The following is a 13,088-nucleotide window of genomic DNA, read 5'->3' on the forward strand; positions in this document are numbered from 1 at the left end:
CGCAACACGAAGCCTGCCCGTCAATAAACGAGATCGGTTACGCGATAGCGAACACCTATCAAGCCATTCCGCCAGATCATAACATTGTGGAGTAACGGTTCTTTTTGTGTTGCCAATGTAGGTACGGTACACACGCAAAAAGTGTCCTTTGGCTGACTGCAAATGCCGCCGCCGAAGATCGCTGCATACACCCATGAGCAATAAAATTTCGCCAACTCACCCAATGCGAGAGAAACGCTATCTTCGGCATATCTTCCCTGTACGTAAGATGTCTCTAATGGTCCTGGCGGCTCATCGGACGAGATGAATATGGCGGATGGCTTTCATCAAGTTCACATTTCTCTTATGCAACCTTGACGTTTTTCTTGCGTGCCACAGTTGTCTCCTTCGACTGTGACGCGATGAGAAAAGCCTTGCAGTCCATGCCTTTCTGTCATTCATTCCCGCAACTGATCCGGAATAAACTGGGAAAGGATACCGATCATGTCTTCTCGTCTTCTCAAACTTTCTGCGGCCGCGCTGCTGGGGTCAGTGCTCTTCGCCAGCGCTCCGGCCTTCGCCGAGGCAGTGCTTCATCGCGGCAATGCCGGCGAGCCACAGACGCTCGATCAGGCGCAGACCTCGATCAATATCGAAGCCTTCATCCTCAAGGATCTTTACGAAGGTCTGACGATTTACGATGCTGCTGGCAAGATTATCCCGGGCGCTGCCGAGAGCTGGACACTGTCTGATGACGGTGTAACCTACACGTTTAAGCTGCGCGAAAATGCAAAGTGGTCGGATGGTACACCCGTTACTGCACAGGACTTTGAGTTTTCCTTCAAGCGTGTAGAAGATCCGAAGACGGCAGCGAAATACGCCAATATCCTCTACCCGATCAAGAATGCCGAAGCGATCAACAACGGCAAGGCTGAGGTCGCCACACTCGGCGTCAAGGCCGTCGACGACAAGACGTTTCAGATCACGCTCGAGCGCCCGACCCCGTTCTTCCTTGAGCTGCTGGCCCACCAGACCGCGCTGCCCGTTTCCAAAGCAAGTGTCGAGAAAAACGGTGCCGACTTCGTCAAGCCTGGTGTGATGGTGTCTAACGGCGCCTTCAAGCTGGTCAGCCATGTGCCAAACGATAGCCTCGTGGTTGAGAAGAACGAGAACCATTGGGACGCTGCCAACACCAAGCTCGACAAGGTGATCTTCTATCCGATCGACGACCAGGCTGCGTCCGTCCGTCGCTTCGAAGCGAAGGAAATGGATCTCGTCTTCAATTTCTCGGCCGACCAGATCGAGCGCCTGCGCGGCACCTACAAGGATCAGGTCCACGTTTCCCCGACGCTGGCCACCTACTACTACGCCTTCGATGGCAGTCAGGCACCCTATGACGACGTGCGCGTTCGTCAGGCACTTTCGATGGCTGTCGATCGTGACTTTCTCGCCAAGGAAATCTACAGCGGCTCGCAGATCCCGGCCTATTCGCTGGTCCCCCCGGGCATGGCAAGCTACGGTGAGCCATCCAAGGCCGATTTCGCCACACTTTCGCAGCTTGATCGCGAGGACAAGGCGCTCGAACTGATGAAGGAAGCTGGTTACGGTGAAGGCGGCAAGCCGCTCGAAATCGAGATCCGCTACAATACCAACCCGAACCACGAGCGTGTCGCCACCGCCGTCGCCGACATGTGGAAGAACACTTTCAAAGCCAAGGTGACGATGACCAATCTCGACGTCTCGTCGCACTACGCTTACCTGCAGGAAGGCGGCAAGTTCAACGTTGCCCGCGCCGGCTGGGTTGCCGACTATGCGGATGCCGAAAACTTCCTGGCGCTGAACCTGTCGACCAACAAGACCTTCAATTACGGCAAGTACAACAACCCGGAATTCGACGCTCTGATGCAGAAGTCCTATGCGGAAGAGAACCCGGAAGCCCGCTCCAAGCTGCTGCACGAAGCCGAAGCGCTTCTGTCGCGTGACCAGCCGGTCGCGCCTCTGCTTACCCAGGCTGATCTCTGGCTCGTGTCCAACCGCGTTTCCGGCTGGGAGGACAATGCTGCCAACGAGCACCTGAGCCGCTTCCTCAGCGTTTCCGAATAACATCCATCATCCGAGACGGCGCCCGCCTAACCGCGGGCGCCGTTTTGCAGGAGACACCCGCATGCTGGCTTTTGTCCTGCGCCGCCTTGCGAGCGCCGTACCGACGCTGTTTATCGTCGTCACCATTTCCTTCTTCCTGATGCGCTTTGCGCCAGGTGGCCCGTTCAATCTGGAGCGCCCGCTTCCGCCCGCAACGATGGAAAACATCATGCGGACCTATCAGCTCGACCAGCCCCTGTGGCGGCAATATGTAACCTACATATCCAATGCCGTTCAGGGCGATTTCGGCCCGAGCTACATCTACAAGGACAACACGGTCGCCGAACTGATCAGCAAGGGCCTGCCCTATTCTATGGAACTCGGCTTTTTCGCGCTTCTCCTGGCTCTGGTCGGCGGCGTCACGCTTGGCACGATTGCTGCCCTTCGCCAGAACAGCGTGCTCGATTTCTCCATCATGTCCCTCGCGACCGTCGGCACGACAATTCCGAATTTCGTCGTTGGCCCGGTTCTGACGCTGATCTTCGCTATCGTCTTCTCGCTGCTGCCGGCCGGCGGCTGGGGTGACGGTTCGTTCCGTTATTTGCTCCTGCCGATGATCGCCTTGGCGCTGCCGCAGCTTGCCGTTTTTGCTCGTCTTACCCGCGGCTCGATGATCGAGGCGCTGCATGCCGACCATATCCGCACAGCTCGGGCCTACGGTTTGCCGCCGCGGATCGTCGTCATCACCCATGCCATGCGCGGCGCGCTTCTGCCGGTCGTCTCCTATCTCGCGCCCTGCGCTGCGGCGCTGATGACCGGTTCCGCCGTGGTCGAGACGATCTTCACCATTCCCGGCATCGGCCGCTATTTCGTGCTCGGCGCGCTCAACCGCGATTATACGCTGGTCATGGGCACGGTCGTGCTGATCGCCATCTTCGTCATCGTTTTCAATCTCGTGGTCGATCTCATTTACGGCCTGCTCGATCCGAGGGTTCGCCATGACTGATATCGTCACTAATCCTGCGCCCGCGCAGCCGGAAAGCCCGGACAACAAAAGCCGCAGCCTGTTTCAGCTGGCAGCCCTTCGCTTCCGTCGCAACAAGGCTGCGATGGCCGGCTGCGTGATGATGGTGCTGATCGCGCTGTTTTCCTACATCGGCCCGTTCTTCGTGCCGCACAGCTATGACCAGGTTTATTCCTCCTACGTCTCCGTCGGCCCGAGCCTTGAGCCACGGCCGGATGAGGCGTCGCTGGAAGATGCGATGCGTGGCGTTGCCACCCGCGCCCGCGTCAATCTCGATGAGTTCAATGTTGAAGGACAGACATTTACCGCAACATTGAGCGCCGAAAACCCGATCGATCCGCGCGCAACCCGCTATTTCGACCGTGCCAACGAGTTCAAAAACACCAAGGTCGTCGCAACCGAAAACGACGGGCGCGAGCTGAAGGTCGAAGGCACTGTCAGCCGCGAATATTTCTTCTTCGGCACCGATCCGAATGGTCGCGACATGCTTGCCCGCGTCATGCTCGGCGGCCAGATCTCGATCGCGGTCGGCCTGCTTGCCAGTCTCGTCTCGCTCGGCATCGGCGTGCTTTATGGCGCGACATCGGGTTATCTCGGCGGTCGCGTCGACAATGTAATGATGCGGTTTGTCGAAATCCTCTATTCGCTGCCCTTCGTCTTTCTCGTCGTCGTGCTCGTCGTCTTTTTCGGCCGATCCTTCATACTGATCTTCCTTGTCATCGGCGCGGTGGAATGGCTGGACATGGCCCGTATCGTGCGCGGTCAGACGCTGGCATTGAAGCGTCGGGAATTCGTCGGTGCCGCACAGGCACTGGGATTGAGCGACTGGCAGATCATCCGCCGGCATATCATTCCGAACACGATCGGCCCGGTCATCGTCTTCGTTACCGTCGTCGTGCCGAAAGTGATCCTTCTCGAGAGTTTTCTTTCCTTCCTCGGCCTCGGCGTTCAGGCGCCGCTGACGAGCTGGGGCGCGCTGATCTCGGAAGGTGCCAGCAACATCCAGTCGGCCCCGTGGCTGCTGATCTTCCCGTCCATCTTCTTCGTGGCAACGCTCTTCTCGCTGAACTTCATCGGCGATGGCCTGCGCGATGCACTTGACCCGAAGGACCGCTGATATGACTGGGACACAAGAAAACATCCTCTCCATTCGCGATCTGAAGGTCGATTTCTCGACGCCGGACGGCACCGTGAATGCGGTCAAGGGTATCGGTTTCGATATCAAGGCCGGCGAGACACTTGCTGTCGTGGGCGAGAGCGGTTCCGGCAAGAGCCAGACCATGATGGGCGTCATGGGCCTGCTCGCCAAGAACGGCACGGTCATCGGATCTGCCCGATATCGCGGCAAGGAACTTGTCGGCTTGCCGAAGAGCGAGCTGAACAAGGTGCGCGGCGCCAAGATCACCATGATCTTTCAGGAGCCGATGACCTCGCTCGATCCGCTCTATACGATCGGCCGGCAGATCGCCGAGCCGATCCTCTATCACCGCGGCGGCTCAAGGGCGCAGGCCCGCGCCCGCGTGCTGGAGCTGTTGGAACTCGTCGGCATTCCCGATCCGGCGCGCCGGATCGACAGCTATCCGCATGAGCTTTCCGGCGGCCAGCGCCAGCGCGTGATGATCGCCATGGCGCTTGCCAACGAGCCTGATGTGCTGATCGCCGACGAGCCGACCACGGCGCTCGACGTGACGATCCAGGCACAGATCCTGAAACTCCTGCGCTCGCTGCAGGAGCGGTTCGGCATGGCGATCGTGCTGATCACCCACGATCTCGGTATCGTGCGCCATTTCGCGGAACGCGTCGTCGTCATGCGCCGCGGTGAGGTGGTGGAGCAGGGGACGACGGAGCAGATCTTCGAGAACCCGACCTCGTCCTATACCCGCATGCTGATCGATGCGGAGCCGCATGGCCGCAAGGCGCCGCCGGCAGACAATGCCCCGATCATTCTCGAAGGCCGTGACGTGGTCGTCGATTTCGATATCGGCAAAGGGTTTCTGTCCAAAGGTCCGCGTACCTTCCGTGCCGTCAATGGCGTCACCGTGAGACTGCAGGAAGGCCAGACGATCGGTGTCGTCGGCGAATCGGGTTCCGGAAAATCGACGCTCGGGCGCGCGCTTTTAAGGCTCCTGCCGAGCGACGGTGCATACCGCTTCGGCAAACAGGACATCTCGCGGCACGATCGCCGCCAGATGCGTTCGCTGCGCAAGGAGATGCAGCTCGTCTTCCAGGATCCCTACGGTTCGCTTTCGCCGCGCCAGACTGTCGGTGAGGTCATCACCGAAGGCCTGCTTGTCCACGAGCCTGGCTTGAGCAAGGCCGATCGCGACCGGCGCGCCATCGCGGCGCTTCAGGAGGTTGGCCTCGATCCGGCAGCACGCAACCGCTATCCGCATGAATTCTCCGGCGGCCAGCGGCAGCGTATTGCGATTGCCCGGGCGATGATCCTCAAGCCGCGTGTTGTCATCCTCGACGAGCCGACATCGGCTCTCGACCGGTCGGTTCAGGGGCAGGTGATCGATTTGTTGCGCAAGCTGCAGGCCGATCACAATCTTTCCTACGTCTTCATCAGTCACGACCTGTCGGTGGTCAAAGCCATTTCGGACTATGTGATCGTGATGAAAAACGGCGAGATCGTCGAACAGGGCGAAACGGATGCAATCTTCGAGGCCCCGAAGGCCGATTATACGAAGGCGCTGATCGGCGCGGCTTTCAGCGTATAGTACGGGTCGATCGGGACATTCTTAAAAAAGGGCGCGCATCGTCGCGCCCTTTTCCATGTCTGGATATCGGTATGCCGGTTGTCGGAGGAATTGGTTCTGCTCTTTGAGATAGCACGATCGAGTAGTCGATCGCGTCTACCGATCCTGCAAATCGGCCTTAATTTGCTGGTCTTGTCGTGCTGGAAGCGAGCCGATGCTGCGGCGGCTCTGGCCATTGCCACATTTGTGAGCATTGAAGAGTCGTAGTGTCCATAGCTAAGCGTTCAGTGCATGGCTCTGCTGCAGCAATATCGCTTCTAAAGTATCGGTTCGCCTGTATGATGACCACATCAGAGCGATGCTCCTCCTCCCGCAGACCTCTGATTTTCAGGCGACCTACTCCTCCTCCCAAGGGCGCCTGATCGAGCAGCGACACTCCTCCTCCCAGTCGCTGTTCAAATCTTTTCGAAAAGCCTGCCGCACCTCCTCCCGCGGCAGGCTTTTTCGTTTAATCCGTCAGAATGATATCGGCCTCACGGCAATGGTCCCTGATCAGGGCGCCGTTTTTCAGGTCGTTCCCTTGCGTTTTTGCCCGGGCCGCCTCTTCGCTCAATCCGTAACCGCGCCAGCGATCCATAAGCCGTTCCTCAAGTGTCGCGACGGGGGCAGAGATGAGGATCTCGTAGTCGAATTCGCCGTCCAGTGCCGACCAGGGAGCGCGATCGAGAAGCAGGTAGTTTCCCTCGACAAGAACGAACCGCGTCGAATCATCGATGATGCGTGCTGCCGCGATGGCCAGTTCCCGGGATCGGTCGAATACTGGCACCAGCACTTCTCCTTCCGCCACCCTGACTGCACGGATGATGTCGAGAAAGCCGCGGACGTCGAACGTCTCGGGCGCCCCCTTGCGGGAAAGGAGGCCTTTTTTCTGCAGGACGCCATTGTCCATGTGGAAGCCGTCCATCGGCAGGACTTCTGCGCTCTCACCAAGCGTTTTCAACGCCGCTGAAAGCGAGTCGGCCAGGGTCGACTTGCCTGCGCCCGGCGGGCCGGCAATCGCGACGATAAAACGTCGCCTGTCGCCCGCACGGTGAATGATTGTGCGGGCGATATCATCGGTGGTCATTGTCATGCGGCAAGCGGCTCCGGCGCCTTTGCGCCGGTCATGAATGCGACGGCGTCCGACATCGTATAATCCTTCGGATTGATGACGGTAAGACGTTTTCCTAGCCTGTGGATGTGGATGCGGTCGGCGATCTCGAAGACATGCGGCATGTTGTGTGAGATCAGCACGATCGGAATGCCACGCGAGCGCACGTCGAGGATCAGCTCCAGCACACGCCGGCTTTCCTTGACGCCGAGTGCTGCCGTCGGCTCGTCAAGGATGATGACCTTGGAACCGAAGGCTGCTGCCCGCGCCACCGCCACGCCCTGGCGCTGACCGCCAGACAGCGTTTCCACGGCCTGGTTGATGTTCTGGATGGTCATCAATCCAAGCTCGGAGAGCTTTTCACGCGCCATCTTTTCCATGGCGCCGTGGTCGAGTTTGCGCAGAACCTTACCCATGAAGCCGGGCTTGCGGATTTCGCGACCGAGAAACATGTTGTCGGCGATCGACAGCGCCGGTGACAGTGCGAGGTTCTGGTAGACGGTTTCGATACCGGCCTTTCGGGCCTCGATCGGCGAGGCGAAATGCACGAGTTCTCCGTCCATGCGGATCTCGCCCTCATCGGGACGGATCGCGCCGGAAATCGCCTTGATCAGCGAGGATTTTCCGGCGCCGTTGTCGCCGATCACGGCGAGGATTTCGCCGGGATAGAGATCGAAATCGGCATTGTCGATGGCGGTGACACGGCCGTAACGCTTGACGAGATTGCGACCAGTGAGGATGGGTTTGCGTGTGTCGGTCATCAGCGTGAAGCCTTTCTGATCCATTGGTCGGCTGCGACGGCGACGATGATGAGGACGCCGATCAGGAGATAGGTCCATTGCACATCGGTGCCGAGCAGGCGCAGGCCGAGCGAAAAGACGCCAACGATCAGCGCGCCGAACATCATGCCGAGAATGGAGCCGCGGCCGCCGAAGAGCGAGATGCCGCCGATCACCACGGCGGTGATCGATTCGATATTGGCAAACTGACCGGCGGTTGGCGACACGGAGCCGATACGGCCGATCAGTGCCCAGCCTGCCAGCGCGCAGATCACACCCGATAGCATATAGACGGAAATCAGCATGCGCTGCACGTTGACGCCGGAAAGATCGGCTGCTTCCGGATCGTCGCCGACTGCGTAGAGATGCCGTCCCCAAGCGGTGTGGTTGAGTACGTACCAGAGCACTGCGACGAGAAGGATCATGGCGATCACGCCATAGGTGAACACCGCGCCGCCGAACTTGAAGGTTTCTCCAAAGAATTGGAGAATTGGGGCGGTACTTTCGATTTCCTGCGAGCGAATGGTCTCGTTGGCGGAATAGAGAAAGTTGCTGGCAAGCACGATCTGCCACATGCCAAGTGTCACGATGAAGGGGGGCAGTTTCACCCTGGCGATCAAAACGCCGTTGATGAAACCGCAAAGCGCACCGGTTGCAAAACCACAGAGGATCGCGAGTTCCGGCGGCAAGCCGTAGCGGAAGGTGAATTGCCCCATGACGACCGACGACAGAACCATGATGGCGCCGACCGAAAGATCGATACCGGCGGTCATGATGACCAGCGACTGGGCCGCCCCGACGATCCCGGTGATCGCCACCTGCTGCAGGATCAGCGTCAGCGAGAAGGCGGAGAAAAACTTGCCGCCAAGCGTCAGGCCGAACACGATCAACGACACGACCAGCACGATCAGCGATACGGCGGACGGGTTGGAATGCAGAAAGTGACGGAACTTGTGAAGGAAGGACGGTTTGTCCTGTTCGAAGGATGCTACATCCTTCGAACTGTCCTTGAGCACTTTTTCATAGTCGTGATGCGGTGCGCTTGCCACTGGCTCGCTCATGAAATCCTCCCGCTTTTGTCGATGCCCGGTTCAGGCCGGGTTGCCGTGGCAGGCCGGTGGAACAGGTCCACCGGCCCGCAAGGATTTGCTAGAGGCTTAGCCCCAGCACTTGTTCAGGCCTTCCTTGGTGTCGATCGACTTGATCGACGGCACCGGCTTGTCGGTGACCAGCGTGACGCCAGTATCGAAGAAGTTCTTGCCTTCGGTCGGCTTCGGCTTTTCGCCGCTATCGGCAAACTTCTTGATCGCCTCAATGCCGAGTGCCGCCATCTGCAGCGGATATTGCTGCGAGGTGGCGCCGATCGCGCCATCGGCGACGTTCTTGACGCCCGGGCAACCGCCGTCGACCGAGACGATCAGCACGTCCTTCTCGCGGCCGACCGATTTCAGCGCCTCATAGGCACCGGCGGCAGCCGGTTCGTTGATCGTGTGGACGACGTTGATGGTCGGGTCCTTCTGCAGAAGGTTTTCCATCGCGGTGCGGCCACCTTCTTCATTGCCGTTGGTGATATCGTGTCCGACGATGCGCGGATCGTCCTCGTCACCGATCTTGTTCGGATCCTTCGGGTCGATGCCGAAACCGATCATGAAACCCTGGTCGCGAAGAATGTCGACGGAAGGCTGCGACGGGGTAAGATCGAGGAAGGCCACCTTGGCTTCCTTGGCGGCGTCACCCAGCGTATCCTTGGCCCATTGACCGATCAGCTTGCCGGCCAGCAGATTGTCGGTGGCGAAGGTCATGTCGGCGGCGTCGATCGGCTCCAGCGGCGTGTCGAGTGCGATCACCAGCAGGCCGGCATCGCGCGCCTTCTTCAGGTTCGGCACGATGCCCTTGGTGTCGGAGGCGGTGATCAGGATGCCCTTGGCGCCATCGGCGATGCAGGTCTCGATCGCCGCTACCTGGCTTTCGCTGTCGCCGTCGATCTTGCCGGCATAGGATTTCAGCGAGACGCCGAGTTCTTTGGCCTTGGCGGTCGCGCCTTCCTTCATCTTGACGAAGAAGGGATTGGTATCGGTCTTGGTAATCAGGCAGGCCGAAATGTCCGCGGCGTAAGCGGGTGCAGAAAAGACGACGCCAAGCGCCAACGCCCCGAATGACAGGGAAAGTACGGATTTTCTCATGATCTCCTCCCAGAGACGAAGTCCGCTCGCTGCGGACGGGTTCATTCCGGATGCAGGCCGGATCGTGCCCCAGTGCCTCCTCCGGGCGTTCCTGCATCCTTACAATCGTCAATAATCGCGAAAGAAAATCTCCTGTCAATAATTAATTCCGATTGAATTATTTATTCTGCCTTGTCATGCTATGCCCAACGTGAGAGAGCGAAGGCAAGGGAGGTGCTGGATGTCGATCACCGATGGCCCGCTTTCCGGGCCTGTTTCTTCTGCCGGTTTTTCCGGCGGTTCCAACCAGACGCGGGTGCGCGCCTATAACGAGCGGCTGGTCCTGTCGCTGGTGCGGCTGCACGGTGCGCTGTCGAAGGCAGATATTACCCGGCTCAGCGGCCTGTCGGCACAGACGGCGTCGGTCATCATGCGGGCGCTGGAGAAAGATGGTCTGTTGCTTCGCGGCGAGCCGGTGCGGGGGCGTGTCGGCCAACCTTCCATACCCATGCGTCTCAACCCGGATGCCGTCCTGTCCTTCGGCGTGAAGATAGGCCGTCGCAGCGCCGATCTGGTGCTGATGGATTTCGTCGGTAATATCCGCAAGCGCTATCACGAGACCTATGCTTATCCGCTGCCGCAGGAGATTCTGCGGATCATCACCTCGGGCATTGCCGATATCGAAGCGCAGATGAGCGGCGAGGAGCAGGCGCGGATCGCCGGCATCGGTATTGCTGCGCCGTTCGAGTTGTGGAATTGGGCCGACGAGATCGGCGCGCCATCGGGTGCCATGGAGGTTTGGCGTGGCTTCGATCTCCAGGCCGAAGTCGCGTCGCGCGTCGCTCACTCCGTCTATTTGCAGAACGACGCGACGAGCGCCTGCGGTGCGGAGCTGGTATTCGGTGTCGGGCCTACCTATCCGGATTTCATCTACCTGTTCATCGGCTCGTTCATCGGCGGCGGCATCGTGTTGAATTCGAGCATTTTTTCGGGCCGTACGGGCACTGCCGGGGCCGTCGGGCCGCTGCCGGTGCGGGGCAGGAATGGCGAAAATCGCCAGCTTCTCGATATCGCCTCGATCTTCGTACTGGAGAACATGCTGAGAGATCGCGGCATCGATCCGCAGCCGCTCTGGTATTCGGCCGATGACTGGGTCGATTTCGGCCAGCCGCTAGAGCTCTGGGTCCAGGCGACAGCTGCCGCATTGGCGCAGGCCATCGTCGCGGCCGCTTCGATCATCGATTTCGGTGCGGCGGTCATCGATGGTGGCTTTCCGGGCTGGGTGAGGAAACGCATCGTCGATGCGACGATCGAGGCGGTTGCCCGGCTCGACCTTCGCGGTGTCGTCATTCCCGATATCATCCAGGGCAAGGTCGGATCGCAGGCGCGCGCGATCGGTGGCGCCAGCCTGCCCATCTTCGCCCGGTACCTGACGGATCAGTCGGTGCTGCTCAAGGATTTCAACGGAGAGTGAGAGCCGTTCTTACTCTTGCAGCATACCGTCATCTTGCCTAGCCTTTGGTCCTCGGAGAAACAGGATGAATGAGGCCATGGAGACCAGCGAGACACATTCGCCGATGCCGAGCGAGCCGGGTATTCTTGAGTTTCTCGATGCCTGCAACAGCTTTTATCCCCCCGACGCCGTGAATGCGCCGATTGCGCAGCAGCGCGTCTGGTATGATGCGCTCTGTGCCGGTTTCGACCGGCCGCTGCCCAAGGGGATGATCTTTCAGGATGAGGTTTTGTTCGCGCCGATCCGGCGCTACCGACCTGCGCGTCTCACTACGAAAACCGTTTTGCTCTATCTGCATGGCGGCGGCTTTGTCGTCGGCTCTCTGGAGAGCCATCATGCGATCTGTGCCGAGATTGCCGAGTTTGCCCAAGCGGAGCTCATTTCTGTCGATTATCGTCTCGCGCCGGAACACGTCTGGCCTGTTCAGACGGATGATTGTTACGGCGTGCTGAAGCAGCTTATCGGGCAGGGTAGCAAGATCGTGGTGATCGGTGACAGTGCTGGCGGCAATCTTGCTGCCGGCCTCTCAATTCGGGCGCGTGACGAAAACCTTCCCGGCATTATAGGTCAGGTGCTCATTTACCCCGCGCTTGGCGGCGATCTTGTTTCAGGTTCGTATCGAGAAATGGCGAATGCGCCGGGTTTGACGACCGCCGATGTCGCCTATTATCGCGCAGTGCTAAAAGCGCCGGAAATTGAGCCGGTGGCGCATCCGCTTCTATCAACCGATCTTTCCGGGCTTCCGCCTGCCTATATCACCGTGGCGCATTTCGATCCGCTGCGTGATGATGGCCGGCTCTATGCAGCGCGGCTGAACCAATGGGGTGTCACCGCGAGCTTTCGAGACGAGCCGCAAATGGTCCACGGATGGCTTCGCGCCCGGCATATGAGCGAGGGCGCACGAGACGGTTTCAAGACTCTGTGCGAAGCGATCCGAGCGTTTGCCGCCTAGGTCTTCGCCTTGGAGACAAGTACCGGATTGGCCCTGAAGGCTGCCGGGAAGATGGTCTTCAGATTATCGATCTTCGGCATGTCGTTATAGACGATATAGGGGTGGTTCGGATTGAGCGTCAGGAAATCCTGATGGTATTTTTCTGCCGGATAAAAGCCTTTCAGCTTCGAAAGCTTGGTCACGATCGGCGCATGAAACAGCCCGGTTCTGTCCAGTTGGGCGATGTAGGCTGCGGCAACTTTCTGCTGTTCAGCGCTGGCGGTAAAAATCGCTGATCGGTACTGCGTGCCCTGATCCGGCCCCTGATAATTCAGCTGGGTCGGGTTATGGGCGACGGAGAAAAACACCTGCAGCAGTGTGCCGTAGCTCACCTCGTGCGGATCGAAGGTCACTTCCACCGCCTCCGCGTGGCCCGTCTCGCCTAGGCTGACGGTCTCATAACTGGCCGTTTCCTTCGCGCCGCCGGAATATCCCGAGACTGCGTTCTTCACGCCCTTCACATGCTGGAACACGGCCTGCACACCCCAGAAACAGCCGCCGGCAAAAACTGCGGTCTCGCTGCTCCCCTTGGCTGCCTCATCAACTATGGGGGCCGGGATAACCACTGCCGCTTCTGCAGCAAACGCGGATGTTGCCGGAGCGGCAAGTAGCAACAAGGCGAATGTCATTCCAAGGTTTTTGCGTGCAAATATTGTCATGGCAGCTTCTCCAGTTGCCATGACTGTGTTCCTCGTAAAGCTTTCGGTCA

At 59.2% G+C, this 13,088-nt stretch carries 11 protein-coding genes; 6 read left to right on the forward strand and 5 right to left on the reverse strand.

Annotated elements, in window-relative coordinates; translation table 11 throughout:
• Positions 1–483: 483 nt before the first annotated feature.
• From MRBLMR1_RS28855 to MRBLMR1_RS28870, 4 genes are all read left to right on the forward strand, one after another.
• Positions 484–2,082: a peptide ABC transporter substrate-binding protein gene (locus MRBLMR1_RS28855; protein ID WP_148143762.1), complete on the forward strand. Its 1,599-nt coding sequence runs from the start codon at positions 484–486 to the stop codon at positions 2,080–2,082.
• 61 nt (positions 2,083–2,143) lie between these two features.
• Positions 2,144–3,067: an oligopeptide ABC transporter permease OppB gene (gene oppB / locus MRBLMR1_RS28860; protein WP_148143761.1), complete on the forward strand. Its 924-nt coding sequence runs from the start codon at positions 2,144–2,146 to the stop codon at positions 3,065–3,067.
• The gene (locus tag MRBLMR1_RS28865; protein WP_148143760.1) at positions 3,060–4,202 is read left to right on the forward strand and encodes an ABC transporter permease subunit; all 1,143 of its coding nucleotides are present in this window, start codon (positions 3,060–3,062) and stop codon (positions 4,200–4,202) included. Before oppB ends, MRBLMR1_RS28865 begins: the two co-directional genes overlap by 8 nt.
• A gap of 1 nt (position 4,203) precedes the next feature.
• A complete protein-coding gene (locus MRBLMR1_RS28870; protein WP_148143759.1) occupies positions 4,204–5,805 on the forward strand; it encodes an ABC transporter ATP-binding protein in 1,602 nt (533 codons plus the stop codon).
• Between the two features lie 487 nt (positions 5,806–6,292).
• On the opposite strand, the gene MRBLMR1_RS28875 is transcribed toward MRBLMR1_RS28870, so the two are convergent.
• From MRBLMR1_RS28875 to MRBLMR1_RS28890, 4 genes are all read right to left on the reverse strand, one after another.
• Positions 6,293–6,916, reverse strand: a complete 624-nt coding sequence (locus tag MRBLMR1_RS28875; RefSeq protein ID WP_148143758.1) for a nucleoside triphosphate hydrolase — start codon at positions 6,914–6,916, stop codon at positions 6,293–6,295.
• Positions 6,913–7,719, reverse strand: a complete 807-nt coding sequence (locus tag MRBLMR1_RS28880) for an ATP-binding cassette domain-containing protein (protein ID WP_148143757.1) — start codon at positions 7,717–7,719, stop codon at positions 6,913–6,915. The genes MRBLMR1_RS28875 and MRBLMR1_RS28880 overlap by 4 nt, the downstream gene beginning before the upstream one ends.
• Positions 7,695–8,774 (reverse strand): ABC transporter permease, encoded by a 1,080-nt coding sequence (locus MRBLMR1_RS28885; protein WP_148143756.1) that lies wholly within the window; start codon positions 8,772–8,774, stop codon positions 7,695–7,697. Before MRBLMR1_RS28885 ends, MRBLMR1_RS28880 begins: the two co-directional genes overlap by 25 nt.
• Before the next feature lie 96 nt (positions 8,775–8,870).
• A complete protein-coding gene (locus MRBLMR1_RS28890) occupies positions 8,871–9,896 on the reverse strand; it encodes a sugar ABC transporter substrate-binding protein (RefSeq protein WP_148143755.1) in 1,026 nt (341 codons plus the stop codon).
• A gap of 220 nt (positions 9,897–10,116) precedes the next feature.
• On the opposite strand from MRBLMR1_RS28890, the gene MRBLMR1_RS28895 reads away from it, so the two are divergent.
• Positions 10,117–11,349 (forward strand): ROK family transcriptional regulator, encoded by a 1,233-nt coding sequence (locus MRBLMR1_RS28895; protein WP_148143754.1) that lies wholly within the window; start codon positions 10,117–10,119, stop codon positions 11,347–11,349.
• Positions 11,350–11,413: 64 nt separating this feature from the next.
• Positions 11,414–12,340: an alpha/beta hydrolase gene (locus MRBLMR1_RS28900; protein ID WP_500067068.1), complete on the forward strand. Its 927-nt coding sequence runs from the start codon at positions 11,414–11,416 to the stop codon at positions 12,338–12,340.
• On the opposite strand, the gene msrA is transcribed toward MRBLMR1_RS28900, so the two are convergent.
• Positions 12,337–13,008 carry a peptide-methionine (S)-S-oxide reductase MsrA gene (gene msrA, locus MRBLMR1_RS28905; protein WP_500067079.1) on the reverse strand — a complete coding sequence of 224 codons (672 nt, stop codon included), beginning with the start codon at positions 13,006–13,008 and terminating at the stop codon, positions 12,337–12,339. The genes MRBLMR1_RS28900 and msrA overlap by 4 nt on opposite strands.
• Positions 13,009–13,088 lie beyond the last annotated feature (80 nt).

Source organism: Neorhizobium sp. LMR1-1-1.1, assembly GCF_040675795.1.
Lineage (GTDB): Bacteria > Pseudomonadota > Alphaproteobacteria > Rhizobiales > Rhizobiaceae > Neorhizobium > Neorhizobium cellulosilyticum.

What these genes read in the sequence shown, in the direction of transcription:
- MRBLMR1_RS28855 (WP_148143762.1), top strand. Translation starts at nt 484, where the DNA reads ATGTCTTCTCGTCTTCTCAAACTTTCTGCGGCCGCGCTGCTGGGGTCA.
- oppB (WP_148143761.1), top strand. Translation starts at nt 2,144, where the DNA reads ATGCTGGCTTTTGTCCTGCGCCGCCTTGCGAGCGCCGTACCGACGCTG.
- MRBLMR1_RS28865 (WP_148143760.1), top strand. Translation starts at nt 3,060, where the DNA reads ATGACTGATATCGTCACTAATCCTGCGCCCGCGCAGCCGGAAAGCCCG.
- MRBLMR1_RS28870 (WP_148143759.1), top strand. Translation starts at nt 4,204, where the DNA reads ATGACTGGGACACAAGAAAACATCCTCTCCATTCGCGATCTGAAGGTC.
- MRBLMR1_RS28875 (WP_148143758.1), bottom strand. Translation starts at nt 6,916, where the DNA reads ATGACAATGACCACCGATGATATCGCCCGCACAATCATTCACCGTGCG.
- MRBLMR1_RS28880 (WP_148143757.1), bottom strand. Translation starts at nt 7,719, where the DNA reads ATGGATCAGAAAGGCTTCACGCTGATGACCGACACACGCAAACCCATC.
- MRBLMR1_RS28885 (WP_148143756.1), bottom strand. Translation starts at nt 8,774, where the DNA reads ATGAGCGAGCCAGTGGCAAGCGCACCGCATCACGACTATGAAAAAGTG.
- MRBLMR1_RS28890 (WP_148143755.1), bottom strand. Translation starts at nt 9,896, where the DNA reads ATGAGAAAATCCGTACTTTCCCTGTCATTCGGGGCGTTGGCGCTTGGC.
- MRBLMR1_RS28895 (WP_148143754.1), top strand. Translation starts at nt 10,117, where the DNA reads ATGTCGATCACCGATGGCCCGCTTTCCGGGCCTGTTTCTTCTGCCGGT.
- MRBLMR1_RS28900 (WP_500067068.1), top strand. Translation starts at nt 11,414, where the DNA reads ATGAATGAGGCCATGGAGACCAGCGAGACACATTCGCCGATGCCGAGC.
- msrA (WP_500067079.1), bottom strand. Translation starts at nt 13,008, where the DNA reads ATGACATTCGCCTTGTTGCTACTTGCCGCTCCGGCAACATCCGCGTTT.